Raw genomic sequence first — 16078 nt, forward strand, 5'->3', positions numbered from 1 at the left:
CAGACGAAAATATCGTGGGTATTTTTATTCGCGCAATCAACCGACGTACTTTTAAGGCGGTCAAATCATGAGTGATAAAATCATTAACCTGGACGCGCATCGCCCCGACTCCCCCCTGAGTCATGTGACGCGCTCGCTGCCGCCAGGAGAGCCTACCGAACAGATCAAGGCCATCCTCGACATGGATGATCCCGAGGGGTTCTTTGAGCAATTGGACGCCCAGGTTTTTTATCAACTCATCAAGTCGGCGGGCTGGGATCAGACCCACGATCTGATCCACTACGCCACGCCCGCCCAGATCCAGAATTTCGTCGACTTCGACTGCTGGACCCGCGACCGCCTGATCCCCGAGAAGATGGAGAAATGGCTGCTGGCCATCGTCACCGAGGCGAGCGATGAGAAGCTCAAAAAGGTGATGCGCGAGGTCGACGCCGAGGTCATCTCCATCTATTTCAAATCCTTCTTGCACGTCGAAGACCTCGACGATGGCCGCATCCCGGACCACCTCGAGGGCAACGTCTCGATGAGCCCGGACGGCGCCTACGCGCTGGTCTACCCCGAGAACGAAGACCGCGCCGCGCTGATGCGCGCGCTCGTCGAGCGCACCTACGCGGTCGACCGCGTCCTGGTGTGGACCCTCTTTGAGGCCACGCGCTGGGAGTTGATGAGCGAGATGGAGGAATACGCCTATAAATGGCGAAATAGCCGCCTTGAGGAGTTCGGATTCGTCAGCCGCGAGGAGGCCATGGAGGCCTACCAATACCTCGACCCGGCGAAATTCCGCGACAGCCTGGACAAAAAGCCCAGCCTCGACGCCTTTATCGAGCGCGCGTTGCCCAAAAATATCGACCTGCCCGTGGTGGTCGAGGATGAGCTCGACGAGGAGTTCTTCGTCTACCGCGTCCTGAACACCATCGACGACCCCCGGCAGATTCAGAGCATCATCTATCAGATCGGCGCGCTCACAAACCGCACCATGATGGCCGACGGCATCGAGCCGGGCGAAGTCGAGAGTGGCCGCGAGGTCGCGCGTCGCACGCTGGGCTATTTGAGCCTTGGCCTCGAATTCTTGAGCCGCGCCGAGATGGCGCGCGCCGCCGAGACCCTGGCCAGCGTGCCGGTCAAACGCATCTTCCAGGTCGGCTTCTCGCTGCCGCGCAAACTCCAGGCGCAGCTCGCGAGCCTCGAGGAGCGCCCCGCGCTGACCCTGATCGACGGCGAGCGCTACTCGCTGCTCAACGAAGACGAGCGCGCCCTGGCCGAGTCCCTGGACCGCCCGCGCCCGACCTTCGCCTGGGATTGGCGAAGCTTCGAGATTTTCAAATCTCAGGACCAGCTCGACGCCGCCGCGGTGCGCATCGGCATGCTCGCCTTCAAACAGATCTGGCTCTTCGGGATCATCGAGCAGACCCCGCGGTCACTGAGCGAAACGCTGGACTCCGAGCTGCTGGCCAATAACGAGACGACCACGACCTTCGACGTCTTTTTTGCGACCTGGCTGGCTCGATTTATCCTGGGCGACGAGCCGCGCATCGACCCGTTGGACGGCGCCGAGATCGCCCAGCTTATCCAGAAGATCAATCAAGCGCCCTGGGACGCCGAAGGCGGCACCGCCTTCTTCAAGCCGCTCCTGGACCAGCTCAGCGCCAAGATGCCGCCCTCTTCCAATGTGCTCTTTACCCGCTGGGTCGTCGCGACCCTGGCGCGCCTGGACGACGAGTTCGCCGGCGTCACCGGCGTCGACAACTCCGCCCTCTTCCAAGAGGTCGTATTGGTTCACGTCTGAGCCTGAGTCGACAAAATTGACGCGCCGCCGAACCATGATAACCTGCCTGCAGGATACCCCGCGCCTCACCGGACCCTTCATTATTTACCGGTGATTTGAGGCGCGGCTCGATCGCAAGGATGCGATAAAACGAGCGATTCCCCCCCAGCGATTTTGCCCCAGACCTTCGGGTTCTGGGGCCAAACTGCGACGGAATCGGCCACCACGGAGAAGAGCACCATGGCCTCAGAAACCACGGCAGACGCCGCAAAAAAAACGATCGCAAAGAAGTCATCCACCAAGAAGAAGTCTTCGAAGAAGAAGTCTTCCTCCAAAAAGGACGCGACGCCCGCCTATTCATCGAAGTCGATGGCGCTGGGGCGCGAGGTCGGTGGACTGATCTTGATCGCGCTCGCGCTGGTCATCCTGCTGTCGGTCTTAAGCTTTGACCCCGCCGACATCCGCGGCGCGGGCCCGCCCAGCAACCTGATCGGACCGGTCGGCGTGCACCTGGGCGACCTGCTGCTCTACCTGGTGGGCGTGGGCGTCTTCTTCTTCGACGCCCTGCTCTGGTACCTGGGTTTTATGCTGATCGTCGGGCGGCTGATCGAGTGGAAATGGTCCGAGATCGCCGGCCAATTGCTCTTCGTTTTAGCCGGCGCGATGCTCTGCCACCTCGCCTTCGTCGAGCACACCCTCTTTGGACATATGCCCGGCGGACTCGTCGGCGAATTGACCGCCGAGATCTCGCGCGGCCTGGTGGGCACCGTCGGCGCCAGCATCCTCGGCATCAGCACCTTGCTGCTGAGCCTGATGCTCGCCACCGATATGAGCCTGGGCGCATTGGTGCGCAAAATCACCGCCAAGATCCATCATTTCAGCGCCTGGGTGCAGCACAAACGCACCGTGCGAAAACTCTATAAAGAGCGCCTCGCCGAGGCCCGCGCCGAGCTGATGGCCCTGCAGGGCCTGGACGCCGACGACCCCGCGCGCATCGCCGCCGAGCTCTCGCTCAAGCCGTTGATCGAGCAGGGATACGACTACGATCCCGAGAAGGAAGTGCAGGAAAAGCTCACCGGCACCATCACCAGCCTGCTGCGCAGCGAGCTCGACCTCGAAGAGGAAGAGAAGGCGTCGAAGAAGAAGAAATCCAAGAAGAAGAGCAAATCGAAGAGCGACGACAAGGTCGACGAGGCCGCGATCACCGTGGTCGCAGACGCCGCCGACGCGGCCGCCGCCGACTCTGGCGAGTGGGAGATGGGCGAGCCCCTGGCCACGGAGCCCGAGATCGTTATCCGCCATGTCGAAGACGACGAGAGCCCCGCGGAGGCCGCCAAGCCGGCCCCGGCGGGCGACTCCAAGGTCATCGATATGGGCAAAGAGAAGCAGGCCTCGGGCCCGGTGAACGCCGACTTCGGCCCGCAGATCGTCGAGAGCGAGAGCCAGAAGCGCTCGCGCGAGAAAAAAGAAATGCTGTCGGCTGACGACGGCGACGGCATCCTCTTCAAGCCCAAAAAGAAGGGCAAATACGAGCTGCCGCCGATCACGTTCCTGGACTTCGACGACGGCGACGCCGTCGAGATCGACACCGACGCCCTGCGCCAGATGGCCGCACAGATCGAGCAGACCCTGGCCGATTTCAAGGTCGAGGGCTCCGTGGTCGAGATCTGCCCCGGCCCGGTCATCACGATGTTCGAGTTCAGCCCCGCCCCGGGCGTCAAGATCTCGAAGATCGCCGGGCTCTCCGACGACCTGGCCATGGGCCTGGCCGCCCTGAGCGTGCGAATCGTGGCGCCCATCCCCGGCAAGGGCGTGGTCGGCATCGAGGTGCCCAACCCGACCCGCGAGATGGTGTGGCTCAAAGAGATCATCGCCGACGACGTCTTCCAAAATCAGGAGATGCAGCTCCCCATGGCGCTCGGAAAAGGCACCGAGGGCGAGCCGGTCGTCGCCGACCTGGCCAAGATGCCGCACCTTTTGGTCGCCGGTGCCACCGGCTCGGGTAAGTCGGTCGCGGTCAACACCATGATCGTCAGCCTCTTGTACACGAACTCCCCGGAGGACGTGCGCATGATCATGGTCGACCCGAAGATGCTCGAGTTCAATATCTACGAGAATATCCCGCACCTGCTGCTGCCCGTGGTGACCGACCCCAACCAGGCGACCATCGCCCTGAACTGGACCGTCAACGAGATGGAGCGGCGCTACCAAAAACTCGCCGACCTCGGCGTGCGTAACCTGAAGGGCTACAACAAAAAGGTCGAGCGCCTGACCAAGCAGGCCGAGCTCGACGCGCTCGACGGCAAGGAAGAATCCGCCGCCATGCGCGAGCTCGACATCCAGGACGACGGCTCCCCGCGCCACCAGCGCATGCCGTTTTTGGTCGTGGTCATCGACGAGTTCGCCGACCTTATGATGACCGCCTCCAAGGACGTCGAGCAGGCCGTGGCGCGCCTTGCCCAAAAAGCCCGCGCCGCCGGCATCCACATGATCCTGGCCACCCAGCGCCCCTCGACCGACGTCATCACCGGGCTTATCAAGGCGAACTTCCCCACCCGTATCGCCCTGCGCGTTACGAGCAAGACGGACAGCCGCGTCATCCTGGACTCCAACGGCGCCGAGAGCCTGCTCGGTAACGGCGATATGCTCTTCGTCCCGCCCGGCACCAGCTACCTAAAGCGCGTCCACGGCGCCTACGTCTCCGAGACCGAGATCCACCAGATCGCCGACTTCCTGCGCAGCCAGGGCACCGCCGAATACGACGAGTCCATCCTGGCCACCGACGACGAAGACGACGAAGGCGGCAACCCCGAGGACGAGTGGGAAAAAGACGAATATTATAACGACGCCGTACGCATCGTCGTCGAATCCCAAAAAGCCTCCATCTCGATGATCCAGCGCAAGCTGCGCGTCGGCTACAACCGCTCCGCCCGCATGGTCGAACGCATGGCCAGCGAGGGCATCGTCGGCGAGTCCGACGGGTGCCGCCCACGCGACGTGCTGGTCAACGAGATCCCGCCGCATTGCCGATGAGCGGCTGACGCCGGCCCCCCTTCCCCCGGAGCCGACTTGTATCCGGAGCCGACTTGTATCCGGAGCCGGCTTGTATCCGGAGCCAGACCTTCTAGGTCTGGCAAACAACTCCGTTGCTTTCACCGAGGCGCCTCGGGTACGCGGTGCGTTGCATCTCGCGACGCCTCGACGATTCGCCACGACCACCCCCGCCGGCTCGCCCGGCGGGTGAACCAGACTAACAGCCACAGCCCCCACGCCCCCCACGCCGACCCCCGCCGGCTTGCCCGGCGGGTGAACCAGACTAACAGCCACAGCCCCCGCGCCCCCGCGCCCCCCACGCAGACCCCCACGCAGACCCCCACGCAGACCCCCACGCAGACCCCCACGCAGACCCCTACGCAGACCCCCGCCGGCTTGCCCGGCGGGTGAACCAGACTAACAGCCACAGCCCCCAGCCCTGTCATTTTATGCCGGCTCTAGCCCTCCAAGGCCACCACGCACCCCATACAGATCCCCCCTTCGCCGCGACGCGGGATTTTTTTGGGGCATCCGGATGGGGTGCCCAGAGGGGTTGGGGCCCTGGGGCTGGCATAGAACCCCCGGCTTGAGCCCCCCAGGGGGGCTCAGGGGGGCATCGGTATGCCCCATTTTTGAGAGCGCGAGGGCTAAGAGGGGCATCCGGATGGGGGGGCTGGTGGGGTCGGGGCCCCAGGGCTGGCATAAAATGCGAGTTCGGGCCAAAACACGACGCCCCGGGCCGCTCGAGGCGGCCCGGGGCGTCGTGATTAGCGCTCGGCGCGGGTTAGCTCATGTCGAGGGCCGGGCTCGGGTCGGCGACCGGCTCGGCCGGCTCCCCCGCCTCCGGCCCGCCGGCCTCTTCGTCGAGCACCTCGCCGGTCTCCGGGTCGATCGGCGGGGCGACCCGGCGGCGCTTATAATACGCGCGCACGCGCTGATCCTGCTCGTCGACCGGGGCCAACAGCTTGGCGCGCGTGGCCGGGTCCTGCAAATAATCGTTCCACACCCGCAGGATCACCGCGAAATACGCATCCAGCCCGACGCGGTGGGCCTCCTGCACCTGGTCGTAGGTGACGGCGTCGGTCTTTAGCCCCGACAGGCGCTCAGTATATTCGGCGTTCACCGCCGCCAATTGCGTGATGTAAAGCTGCAGGCCCAGGGCGTTGCTCTCGGTCGAAAAATCCCGGCGAAGCCGCCCCAGGAGCTCGTCGATCGCGGCGTTCTGGTCCTCGTAGCGCAGCGAGGTCGTCACCCCGACCCCCTCGGGGAACAGCGCGGCCTGCAGCCGGCGGCCCATCTGGCGGTTCGGGTGGTCGAGCTCAAGCTCGGCCCAATTCGCGACGGCCCGCGCCAATTGGCTCAGCGCGCGGTCGGCGCGCGCGTCGACCTCGGCGATGCCCTCGCGCCGCAGCGGCGCGGCCTTTCGCTGGTTTCGCCAGTCGAAGGCCAGCGCCCGGCTCTCGGTATTGGCCGCGATGGCCTCCTCGACCATGCGCTTGAGCTCGGCGTTGTCGATCTCGGCCGGCTGACCCGCCTGCGGGCATAGGCGCGCGTGCTGCTTATTCAGCGCAAAGAGCATCGCGCCCGCGGTGGGTTGGCGATAGTTCAGAAGGTTCGTCAACTGCACATTCGTGCTCATGGTTCTCTCCATGCAAAGGGCCGCCCCCGCTGGGCTGGCCGATAAATTTTACTGCGTGTGCAGATAAGTTACGGCGTTCTGGGATTGGGCGCAACCGGCTGTTTTGGGTGCGTTGGGTTTCGCGGCGCAGGACGACGATCAGCCATCAGTCCCACTCACCGACCAGACAAGCTGGTCGGGGTCGCTGCTGGCGCAGGGCGCCGTAGGTTACGCTGCGCTGCCCTGGAATTCCGGAGCCAGACCTTCAAGGTCTGGCAAGCAACCCACCCGACTACTCCAACCCCACACAAGCTTCGCCCCACGCCTCGCAGGTCCCCCACGCCCCCTTCTGTCGCGCTCCGCGCGACATCTTCCCCCAGGGGAAGATCTACTGTTGCTTTCGCCGAGGCGCTTCGGGTGCGCGGTGTTTGGGACGCCTTGGTTTCGCGACGCCTCGGCGATTCGCAACGACCCCCGCCGGCTTGCCCGGCGGGTGAACCCAGACTGACGGCTGCAGCCCCGCGCGCCCCGCGCCGACCCCCGCCGGCTTGCCCGGCGGGTGAACCCAGACTGACGGCCGATCTCAAGCGCCGCCAAGGCGCCGATCAGCCATCAGTCTTACTCACCGACCAGACAAGCTGGTCGGGGTCGCGGGGCGTTGCGTCTCGCGACCAACATCATTGCGTCCCACGCCCTCCATCGGCCATAGTGCGCCCCCAGCCACGCCGCCCAATTTGACGAGCCCTGCCATGAAAAAACTAACGCCCATCCGCGTCGCCATCCTCATCACCGCCCTGCTCGCCCTGGGCACCTTCGTCGCCTACTCGGCGGGCTATCGCCTCAACGCCCCCGCCCCGCCCGAGCGCATCTACGACGCCCCGCCCCCGCAGGCGCTCCGGGTGCTCTTTATCGGCAATAGCCACACCTACGTCCACGACGTGCCGGGTATGGTGCAGCGGCTGGGCGAGGCGAATGGGACGCCCATCTGGGTTGAGGCGTTGACGATTGGCGGGGCGAGCCTGAGCGACCACCTTCGCCGGCCTGGCACCAACGCGACTATTCAGGGCGACGGATGGGATTTCGTGGTCCTGCAGGAGCATAGCCTCACGCCCGCGCTCAACCCCGAGCAGTTCTACCAATCGCTCGACCTGCTGGCGTCCACCGCCACCGAGGCCGGCGCCACCCCGGTCATCTACGCCACCTGGGCGCGCCACGGCGACGACCCATACTTCCAAAGACAAACGCGCTTTACCTCGCCGATGCGCCTGCAAGAGGCGCTGGACCGCGCGTTCGCCACGGGCGCCCAACGCTCGAACGCCCTGGTCTCGCCGGTCGGCACCGCCTGGCATCACTATTACGGACAAAACACCGCCAAACGCCTGCACGCCCCTGACGGCAACCACGCCAACCTGGCCGGCGCCTACCTGGCCGCCTGCGTGTTCTACCGCGTGCTGCAGGACGCGCCGTGCACCGGCAATACCTACCGCCCCGGGCGCATTAGCGCGGCCAGCGCGCTCAGGCTTCAACAGGTCGCGGACCGGAGCCCGAAGCAGTGGAGCGTGTACACCCGGAGCCAGCGCTTCTAGCGGGAGTCGCCGCTGAGCCGTGCGATGAGCTCCTCGCGCGAGTTGATCCCGAGTTTGGCGTAGATTGCGCGGAGCTGGTTGGCCACGGTTCGCGACGAGGTAGCCCGACGCGCGGCGATATCTTCGTTGCTCAGGCCGTCGTAGACCTGACGCGCGACGTCACGCTCCGCCTCGCTGAGCCCCAGCGGAAGGTGGCAGGGTCGGTTGGCGAGGGCGAGCAGGGAGGTGTCCTCGATTGGGACCGGGCCCTGAGCCTCAAAGACCGCGCTGACCAGACGAATCAGCCCGGCGCGGCCCTCGACGTTGAGCTTGCGCATCGCCGAGCGCAATTGAGTGCGCACCGTCGAGGGTGAGAGGCCCAGCTCATAGGCCACCAGCTTGGTATGGTGACCGCGCCCTACCAGGTAGGCGACCTGCCGCTCTCGCTCGCTCAGCCCCACGATGCTGCGCACCTCGACGGGGTTCTCCCGCAGGATTGTGTAGGCTCGCCCATCGCTGTCGAGCACATCCAACAAAGACCAGCGCGCGGCCACCAGCCCCTGCCAGAGCGCCATCGCCTCGAGCGGGCGGTGCTCGGCCAGGGCGTCGGCCTGGCGTCGGGCGGCGATCATGGATCGGAGCGTCTCGCGGCGCGAGCCGAGCTTCAGTGTATTTTCACGAATATCCAGGCGGTCGGTGACAGGGTCATAGATCGCGGCGGCGCCATCGAGATCCGCCCGGTCCAGACGCTGGCGCAGCCTTGCGCCGGCGGCGATATGCGCCGCGACACACTCCCAGAGGGCGCGGCGCGCCGGCTCCAGGCCGGCGACCTCGCTGCGCATCACGCTGAACATCCACCCCTGGCAGCGCGCCTCATCGACGCGCAGCATCTCGAAGTCGATCACGTCGCGCTGATGGGCGAGGTGCTGCATATCCGAGTCGTCTCGAAGGTCATGTAGGACCGGATGGGCCTGCGCGATCTCCGAGAGGCTCCGATAGCAATAGGGTTGCTCGTAGGCCAGGCGCGCCCGGGTCGGGTCGAGGTTTTGCAGCAAGGTCCGAAACATCGCCTCGTCACCCTCACGACCTTTGCAGGTGACGAATTCCAGGGGAATCACCCGCCCCTGGTCCACCCGCCAGCGAAACCCCACCATTCCTCGCCCCCGCTCAAACCGGGGCGCCATCATCTCAACCAACTCGTTCAACCAGCCTTCATCATCACCATCGAGGCGGTAGGCGGCGTGGACAATCTGTACAACGTGGCTCAAACGCTCCCCTTTTCTCTATCTATTCATTCTGTCTTCAACACCAAATATCGATCTCCTGAAACGCTCCATCGGAACGGATATGGGCGTGTGAGCGCTCCTTCAAATGCTCGCGACGATCAACCTTGATCACGACGCGCTTTGTTTCTGCGTAGAGGTCTCGACCCGCGTGCTGCTGGCTGCCTTGGCGGCGCATTTTGCCCTCATGAGCATTTATGCGTCAATCCCTGGGCTCAATATTTTGCGCCGTTTTTTTTGGGGGGCTGGGTATTGGCGTTGACATGCCGGAGGAGCCGCGGGCTTCGAAGGGATCCCCCGGCCCACCCTATGGACGCATTACCTATTGCTGCGACACGTCTAAAAAAAATATACCCGCTCGCCTCGTTGGAATCCCCAAAAAACAAACAAAATGGAGAAGACCATGTTTCAACGCCGTAATTGCCCCCTTAGCCTGCTTCTGTTGCTCCTGCTCGCCGCCCCAATGGGCTGCTCTTCGGACGATGATGACGCCAACAACACCCCCGACAGCGGCGTGATTGACACGGACACGGGCTCTACCCCCGACGCCGACAACACCCCCGACGCCGACGCCGGCGACACGCCCGACGCCGGCGACACGCCCGACGCCGACAACACCCCCGACGCCGACAACACCCCCGACGCCGACAACACCCCGAGCTGCCCGCAGAACGGTTTTGACGCCCTCACCCTGGAAGACGCCACCGTCTGGGCCCCCCACTCGCTTAAGGCGTCCTTTCTGGGCGAAGCTAACGGCCAGGGCAAAGCCCGCGGCCTGATCATCAACTGGAACTTCAACAGCGGCGCCAGCAGCGACGTGGCCGACTACAACCCCTACGTGCTGCCCACCTTTGCCAACGGAAGCACCAACACGGTTGTGGTGGTCGGCTACACCGGCTGCACCCCCGGCGTGCTTCCCTCGATCAACAGCTGCGAGGCCTCGTACTTCAACCAGTCGGGCAACCTGACCCTCAGCGCCCTGGGCACGCAGACTGGCGAGCGGCTCACCGGCGAGCTCTCCGAGCTGGTGATGGACGTTGTGGACTCCGAGGGTGAGACGAGCTGGTGCATCGACGCCTTCGACTTCGATCTTGGCGTCGTCTCCAACCTGCCCGCCCCTGGCGAGTGCCGCGTTGATGTGGACTGCGGCGGCAGCTCCTGCTTTGACCCGGAGGAGGCCCGGCGCTTTGCGATGTGCCCGCCGCAGAGCTGCAACCCCGATCTGACCTTCTGCCTGGACGACGCGTCCTGCGGCGCCGGCGGCGTCTGCCGACCCGCGCCGATGGAGGCCTGCGCCTGCTCCCCGGAGATGCCCACCTGCCAGCCCGCCTGCCTCGAAGACATGGACTGCGAAACCGGCGAGGCCTGCGGCGATGACGGCCACTGCGGCCCAATCCCCTGCCAGGGTCTCGGCGCCAGCCCCGACTGCCCCGCGCACTACTCCTGCACCGTCGACAACATCTGCGAGCGCACCACCTGCATGATGGATGACGACTGCGTAGACGGCCGCTGCGTCGAAGGTCGCTGCTACGAGAGCTTTGGCGCCTGCGCTTCCCAATTCTGATTTGCACCCCTCCGCAAGTCATGACCCGGCTGCCGCACACGCAGCCGGGTCGATTATCCCGAACGTATTTTTACACGATCTAGGGCACACAAATGCACAATTTTTCACGCTCCACCCTCAGCCTCCTCTTGTTGATGATGCTCGCCGCGCCCCTGGCCTGTTCTTCGGACAATGATGACAGCGACGCCTCGTCAGACGCCGGAGTGGTCGACACGGACACGGGCTCCACCTCTGACGCCAAGGACGCCGACAATACCCCCGACGCCGACAATACCCCCGACGCCGACAATACCCCCGACGCCGACAGTCCCCCCGACGCCGACAACACCCCCGACGCCGACAATACCCCCGACGCCGGCGACACCCCCGACGCCGACGACACCCCCGACGTCGGGGATGACGACCCAGTGCCCGGCTGCGACTTGAGCGGGTTTGGCCCTCGCACCCTTGAGGTTGCGCGCTATGACCACAACGGCATCAACGCCATCTTCCACGGCGAAGCCGACGAGAGCGGTAAAACCCGCGGCCTGGTCATCTACTGGCCTCAGGGCGGCAGCACCGATCTGGCCGACTACAACCCCTTCGTGATGAGCACCCCCGAGCAGGACGTGCCGATCAACGCCTTTGTGAACGGATGGACCGGCTGTGATCCCGGCGCCGACCCCAACCCCTTCACCTGCGAGGACTTCTTCTACACCGCCTCTGGCGAGATGACGCTCAGCGCGATCGGCACCCGCGCCGGGGCCTCGGTCACCGGCCGAATCAGCGACCTGGTCCTGCACCTGCTCGACTCCAATGGCGAGACCAAATGGTGCCTCAACGGCTTTGACTTCGACCTGACCCTGCCCGCTACCACCAACGATCTGGGCATGTGCAACGTCGAGGATGACTGCTACGCATTCGGGAGCAACTCCTGCCTGACGCCCGTGCAACATGAGCGCTACACCTACTGCGCGCCGCGCACCTGCGTGCCCGCCGGTCAGATGACCGCCTGCGGCGACGACAGCGAATGCGGCGCCGACGAGGTCTGCCGCCGCGCCGAAACGACCCGCTGCGCCTGCGACGGCTTTAATACCTTCTGCCTGCCCGGCTGCACCGCCGACGCCGATTGCGCCGAGGCCGAGTTCTGCGCCGCAGACGGCCACTGCAAAGCGATCGCCTGCGAGGATGGCGGCTGCCCCGATAACTTCTCCTGCTCTTCCGAGAACACCTGCCTGCGCACCTCCTGCACGACCGACGCCGAATGCGCCGGCGTGGGCTTCTGCGTAGAGGGCAAATGCCACGCCGAGATGGGGTACTGCGTCGAGTAAGATCAGCGTTACACCCCCACAAAAAAGGGCCCCGCGGGGCCCTTTTTTGCGTTCTGCGCGCAGGGGTGCGAGCGCCCACCTCCCTACCGATTCACGACTCGACCTCGACCATCACAAGCTCACCCTTCTTTCCACCGACCACGATGGTCGGCCCCGGCCCGACGCCAAGGGACTCGATGGCGATGCCCGTCTCGACCTCCTGAATGAGCTCAAAGGTTTGCTTGTCGAACACCTTAACCGTCGTGCCGCTGCTGGCGCTGATCAGGTGATCCCCGACCACCCGGATCGTGTAGAGGCTCGAATCGAAAACGCCGCGGCGAATCACCTCGCCATGCGCGTCGAACACCACCACCGAGTCATCGCGCCTGCTGACGAAGACCTCGCCATCGGCCGCCGCCATGCTCCAGAGCCCGCCGTAGCCGCTGACCGGTGGTAGCTTCCACTGCGCCGTCACCTTCAACGTGAAGGGGTTGACGACGAGCAAGCGCTCCCCCTGGTATTTGGCGACCAGGAAGTGGTCGTCGTCCAGCCGGACCATGCGTTGGAGGCCGAAGAGCGTCTTGGAGGTGTAGATATCTTCGCCCGTGTGACGGTCGAGGATCCGCAGGGTGTCGTAGGGCGGGCTGATGAAACGGTCTCCCATCAGCGCGATCCAGTAGTTGAAGACACCTTCGCGCTGCCAGACCTCCTCGCCATCGAGCGTACGACAGGCGGCAAACTCGCCACTGATGGCGTAGACGTGCTCGTCGTCCATGACCGCGTCGCGTAACCCGTCCTTAAACGCGTACTTCGCCAGGAGCGTGCCCTCGCGCGACCACCGAATCACCGACTTGTCGTCGGAGGAGGTCAGCACCTGGTCGCCCAGGAGTTGCACCGAGCGGATTCGCGAGGTGTGGCCTTCGGCGTGGGCAGAGGCGCCAAAGGGTCGCGCGGAGAGTCCGAGCCCTGCCTTTTTGGCCTCCGCGTTGGCTTTTGCTTCGGCCTCGGCAGCGAGCGCCGCTTCGACCTCGGCGACGTAGGGCCGCATGCGGGCGTGCAAATCGTCGAAGTTGTGTTTGATGTACTCCGCGCCCCTGTAATGCGGGTTGCTCGACTTCCAGAGCCGACACAGACGCCGCAGCATCGCCTCGGTGTCCAACTTCGACATCGCCTCAATGAGATAATAGGTGCGTCGGTGCGCATCCCTCACATAGCCGTTGGTGTAGCCGGTGAAGCGACAGTAGAGGTCGGCCAGCGCGAGCACCTCGGCGTCGAGCGCGTCGCCGACGCCCTCTTCCGCGGCCTTGATCACGAGGTTATGCCGGAAGATGGCGTTGGGGTCGGCCAGCGCTTCGCGCAGGCCCTCCACACCACGGCTCTCCCAGATGAGCTCGACGGTCGGACGGTCCATCCAGCGCAACCCAAGGTCGACGCCCAGCGCCTCCAGCCCTTCGATCGCCGCCGTACGCACCACGGCATACTCGTGATGCAGGTACTCCCGCAGCCGCGCTTCTGCCACAGCGGCGTCGGGATGATGCCGATACAGCCTGGCGAGCGTTTCGTGCAGCTCCCGGTCGTCGTAGGTGGAGTTCTCAACGATCAGGTTGAGCTCCGCCACGAGTGACCAGTCGACAGCGTCGGCGCCGCCGGTCTGGAAGGCCGCAAACTGCTGCATGCCGTGCTCGTAGGCCAGGTTGAGCAGCGATCCGTTATTTTTGGCGATGTAGGCGTCGATGGCGGATCGGGCCTCCTCGGTGCCGATATGCGCCAGGGCAAAGAGCACGGGCCGCGTCGCCTCCGAATCGACGTACGCGATCAGGGTCTGGGTCGCCTCCGCGTCGCCGATGCGTCCCAATGAGGCGGCCGCCCGGGGACGCACCTTGTCGGGCCCCTTCTCCATCAGTTTCATGAGGACTTCGACCGCCTCACTGCCGCCCAACGCCCCGAGCGCTTCAATCGTCGCGAGCAAGGGGTCGCTCTTCGACATCTCCATCAAGAAGTTGCCGTTCGGCCACCACAACTCCTTGACCAGGGGGACAAGTTTGCCGACGTGCGCGGGATCGCCGAGCGCGGCAAACCCCCGCGCCGCCGCGGTCTGCGCGCGCCGGTACTCATCGCGCGTATCGAGCGCCGTCAGCAGATGCGGCAGCATGCGCTCACCCGCCGCCGCGGCCGCCAGCCCCAGGCGCTTCCAGTCGTGGCCGGTCCAGCTCTCCGGCTTGCCGAGCAGCGGGCCGATAAGCTCGGAGGGCTCGCGCCAGATGATCTCGTAGAGCTCCTCGTCTTCGTAATCGTGCCCCCGGCCATCGCGGCTGCTTCGGTGCTCATCGATGAAGTTCCACCGGCGCGCCCACACCTTCCCTTCGGGCGACGCCTCGATGACCCTGGCAAAGACGCGCTCGGTCGCCTCATCATCATCGAGCTCCCAGAGCGCTTCGGTCATCGCGTCGACATCACCCTCGGCGATAAGCTGGTCGGCACGCTCCATCGCGGCGTAGTGGGCGGCGTTCGCCAGCCGCTCGGCCTCTTCGGCCTCACGGGCGCGCTCCTCGGCCCGGTCGGGGTCGAGATCGAGCGCCAGGAACCTCTCGCGCAGCGCGAAGATGTCCTTGATCGCACCGAGCTCGGTGCGCCCCTCCAAAAGCTCTCGCACCAGCGCGACGCAATCGCGCACCACCGGCGAATCATGCGACGCCACAAGCTGAAGGCACGCTTCGAGCTCGGGCTTGTCGAACCAGAAGAGCCGCCAGATCCAGTAGAGCGCCGACGACGCATCAAAAGGCCTCGTTTTGGCCTGCTCGAAGTTCAACTCCGCGTGCAGGCTTTCGTAAAAGACCTCCGCGACCTCCTCGAACGCACCGATGCTGGTGTTGCGCAAGAGGTCGCTGATCCAGACGAATTTGTGGAAGAGGTAGAGCGCATCGGACTTCGCCTCATAGCCCGGCTCGAACTCCGTCCCCTCTTCCAGCTCGTCGAAATGCCACGAGAGCGCGACGCGGCCCTCCAGCCGGCTCATATCCTCTGTGATCTGCGCCAGGCCGGGCGCTTCGTCCTCCGCGTCCTCGTTGTCGAAGAAGGCCACGTAGCAGCGGTTGAGCCAGGCGAAGGACGAGAGCGAGTCGGCGCAGACAAAGCTCGGCGAACTCGTCTCATGATCATAAAAGACCACCTCGACGCGCTGCGGGTCGAGGTCGTCGATGTGCGCAAAATACTGATCGCCATTGCCCGCGCTGCCGATGCTCACCCAGCGGGCAAACTGGCCCATCATCGCCGTAGCCAGCACGTTCTCCTGATCCATGAGCACGAGCTGCTCGAAGAGGTTTCCTCGCTCCGCCTCCGGCAGCCAGAGGTCCTCATCCCACATCCGCCACTCGCCGAAGTTGCAATAGCCAAACCGGTGCGTGGAGCGCCAGGTCAGGTACTGGTCCAACTCCTCGGGCAGGGGTTTGGCGAGGTAGGCCTCCCACCGGTCGCGGTAGTCGAGCGGCTCGGCCTCAGTCACGCCCATCGCTTTCCACACATCGAGGACCTCGTGTTGCCAGTACGCTTTGACGCGCTCGTCCTGGCTGAAGCGCTCTTCGGGCGGAAGGCGCTGCACAAACCCGAGATCGCGCTGCGCTCGCGCCGTCTCGCGCATCAACGCCAGCGCCTCGCCTTCATCGGCGACCTCGTGCGTCTCAACGACCGAGCCGGCTTCGCCCAGGGGGCCTGAGCGAACGGTGACGATGTCGTCCTGATAGTCGACACGCCAGAATTCTTCAGCGTTCTCAAGGTAATACGTCATCGCGTCTCCAACACATGATGTCGCGCTAAGCGATCATTGACGGCATAAACAGCGGTCGCCATTCAGGGTGAGTGCGCCGATTCTAATCTACAGCGCCAACATGCGCAAACACGTTTCGGAGGCGCAGAATCATAAGTTTCCGTCGATTTTCTCGCTCTAACTTGGTATACCCATGGC

Annotated in this window: 8 protein-coding genes; 5 read left to right on the forward strand and 3 right to left on the reverse strand. The window is 64.8% G+C overall.

Features of this window, described 5'->3' with window-relative positions:
* The first annotated feature begins 67 nt into the window (after nucleotides 1-67).
* The gene (locus DN745_RS10570; RefSeq protein WP_111334665.1) at nucleotides 68-1786 is read left to right on the forward strand and encodes a DUF6178 family protein; all 1719 of its coding nucleotides are present in this window, start codon (nucleotides 68-70) and stop codon (nucleotides 1784-1786) included.
* Between the two features lie 219 nt (nucleotides 1787-2005).
* On the forward strand, nucleotides 2006-4798 hold the full coding sequence (locus tag DN745_RS10575; RefSeq protein WP_204354969.1) for a DNA translocase FtsK: 2793 nt from the start codon (nucleotides 2006-2008) through the stop codon (nucleotides 4796-4798).
* A 784-nt stretch (nucleotides 4799-5582) separates the two neighbouring features.
* Here the strand turns inward: DN745_RS10575 and DN745_RS10580 are convergent.
* Nucleotides 5583-6437 (reverse strand): DUF6261 family protein, encoded by an 855-nt coding sequence (locus tag DN745_RS10580; RefSeq protein WP_111334668.1) that lies wholly within the window; start codon nucleotides 6435-6437, stop codon nucleotides 5583-5585.
* A 728-nt stretch (nucleotides 6438-7165) separates the two neighbouring features.
* Between DN745_RS10580 and DN745_RS10585 the strand changes: the two genes are divergently transcribed.
* On the forward strand, nucleotides 7166-8002 hold the full coding sequence (locus DN745_RS10585) for an SGNH/GDSL hydrolase family protein (RefSeq protein WP_111334670.1): 837 nt from the start codon (nucleotides 7166-7168) through the stop codon (nucleotides 8000-8002).
* On the opposite strand, the gene DN745_RS10590 is transcribed toward DN745_RS10585, so the two are convergent.
* A complete protein-coding gene (locus tag DN745_RS10590) occupies nucleotides 7999-9249 on the reverse strand; it encodes a helix-turn-helix transcriptional regulator (protein WP_111334672.1) in 1251 nt (416 codons plus the stop codon). The genes DN745_RS10585 and DN745_RS10590 overlap by 4 nt on opposite strands.
* A 418-nt stretch (nucleotides 9250-9667) precedes the next feature.
* Between DN745_RS10590 and DN745_RS19325 the strand changes: the two genes are divergently transcribed.
* Nucleotides 9668-10828, forward strand: a complete 1161-nt coding sequence (locus DN745_RS19325) for a hypothetical protein (protein WP_162687597.1) — start codon at nucleotides 9668-9670, stop codon at nucleotides 10826-10828.
* Nucleotides 10829-10920: 92 nt separating this feature from the next.
* A complete protein-coding gene (locus DN745_RS10610) occupies nucleotides 10921-12138 on the forward strand; it encodes a hypothetical protein (protein WP_162687598.1) in 1218 nt (405 codons plus the stop codon).
* A 91-nt stretch (nucleotides 12139-12229) separates the two neighbouring features.
* Here DN745_RS10610 and DN745_RS10615 read toward each other — a convergent pair whose 3' ends face one another.
* The gene (locus DN745_RS10615; protein WP_111334678.1) at nucleotides 12230-15901 is read right to left on the reverse strand and encodes a HEAT repeat domain-containing protein; all 3672 of its coding nucleotides are present in this window, start codon (nucleotides 15899-15901) and stop codon (nucleotides 12230-12232) included.
* Nucleotides 15902-16078 lie beyond the last annotated feature (177 nt).

The sequence above is a fragment of the Bradymonas sediminis genome, from assembly GCF_003258315.1.
Lineage (GTDB): Bacteria > Myxococcota_A > Bradymonadia > Bradymonadales > Bradymonadaceae > Bradymonas > Bradymonas sediminis.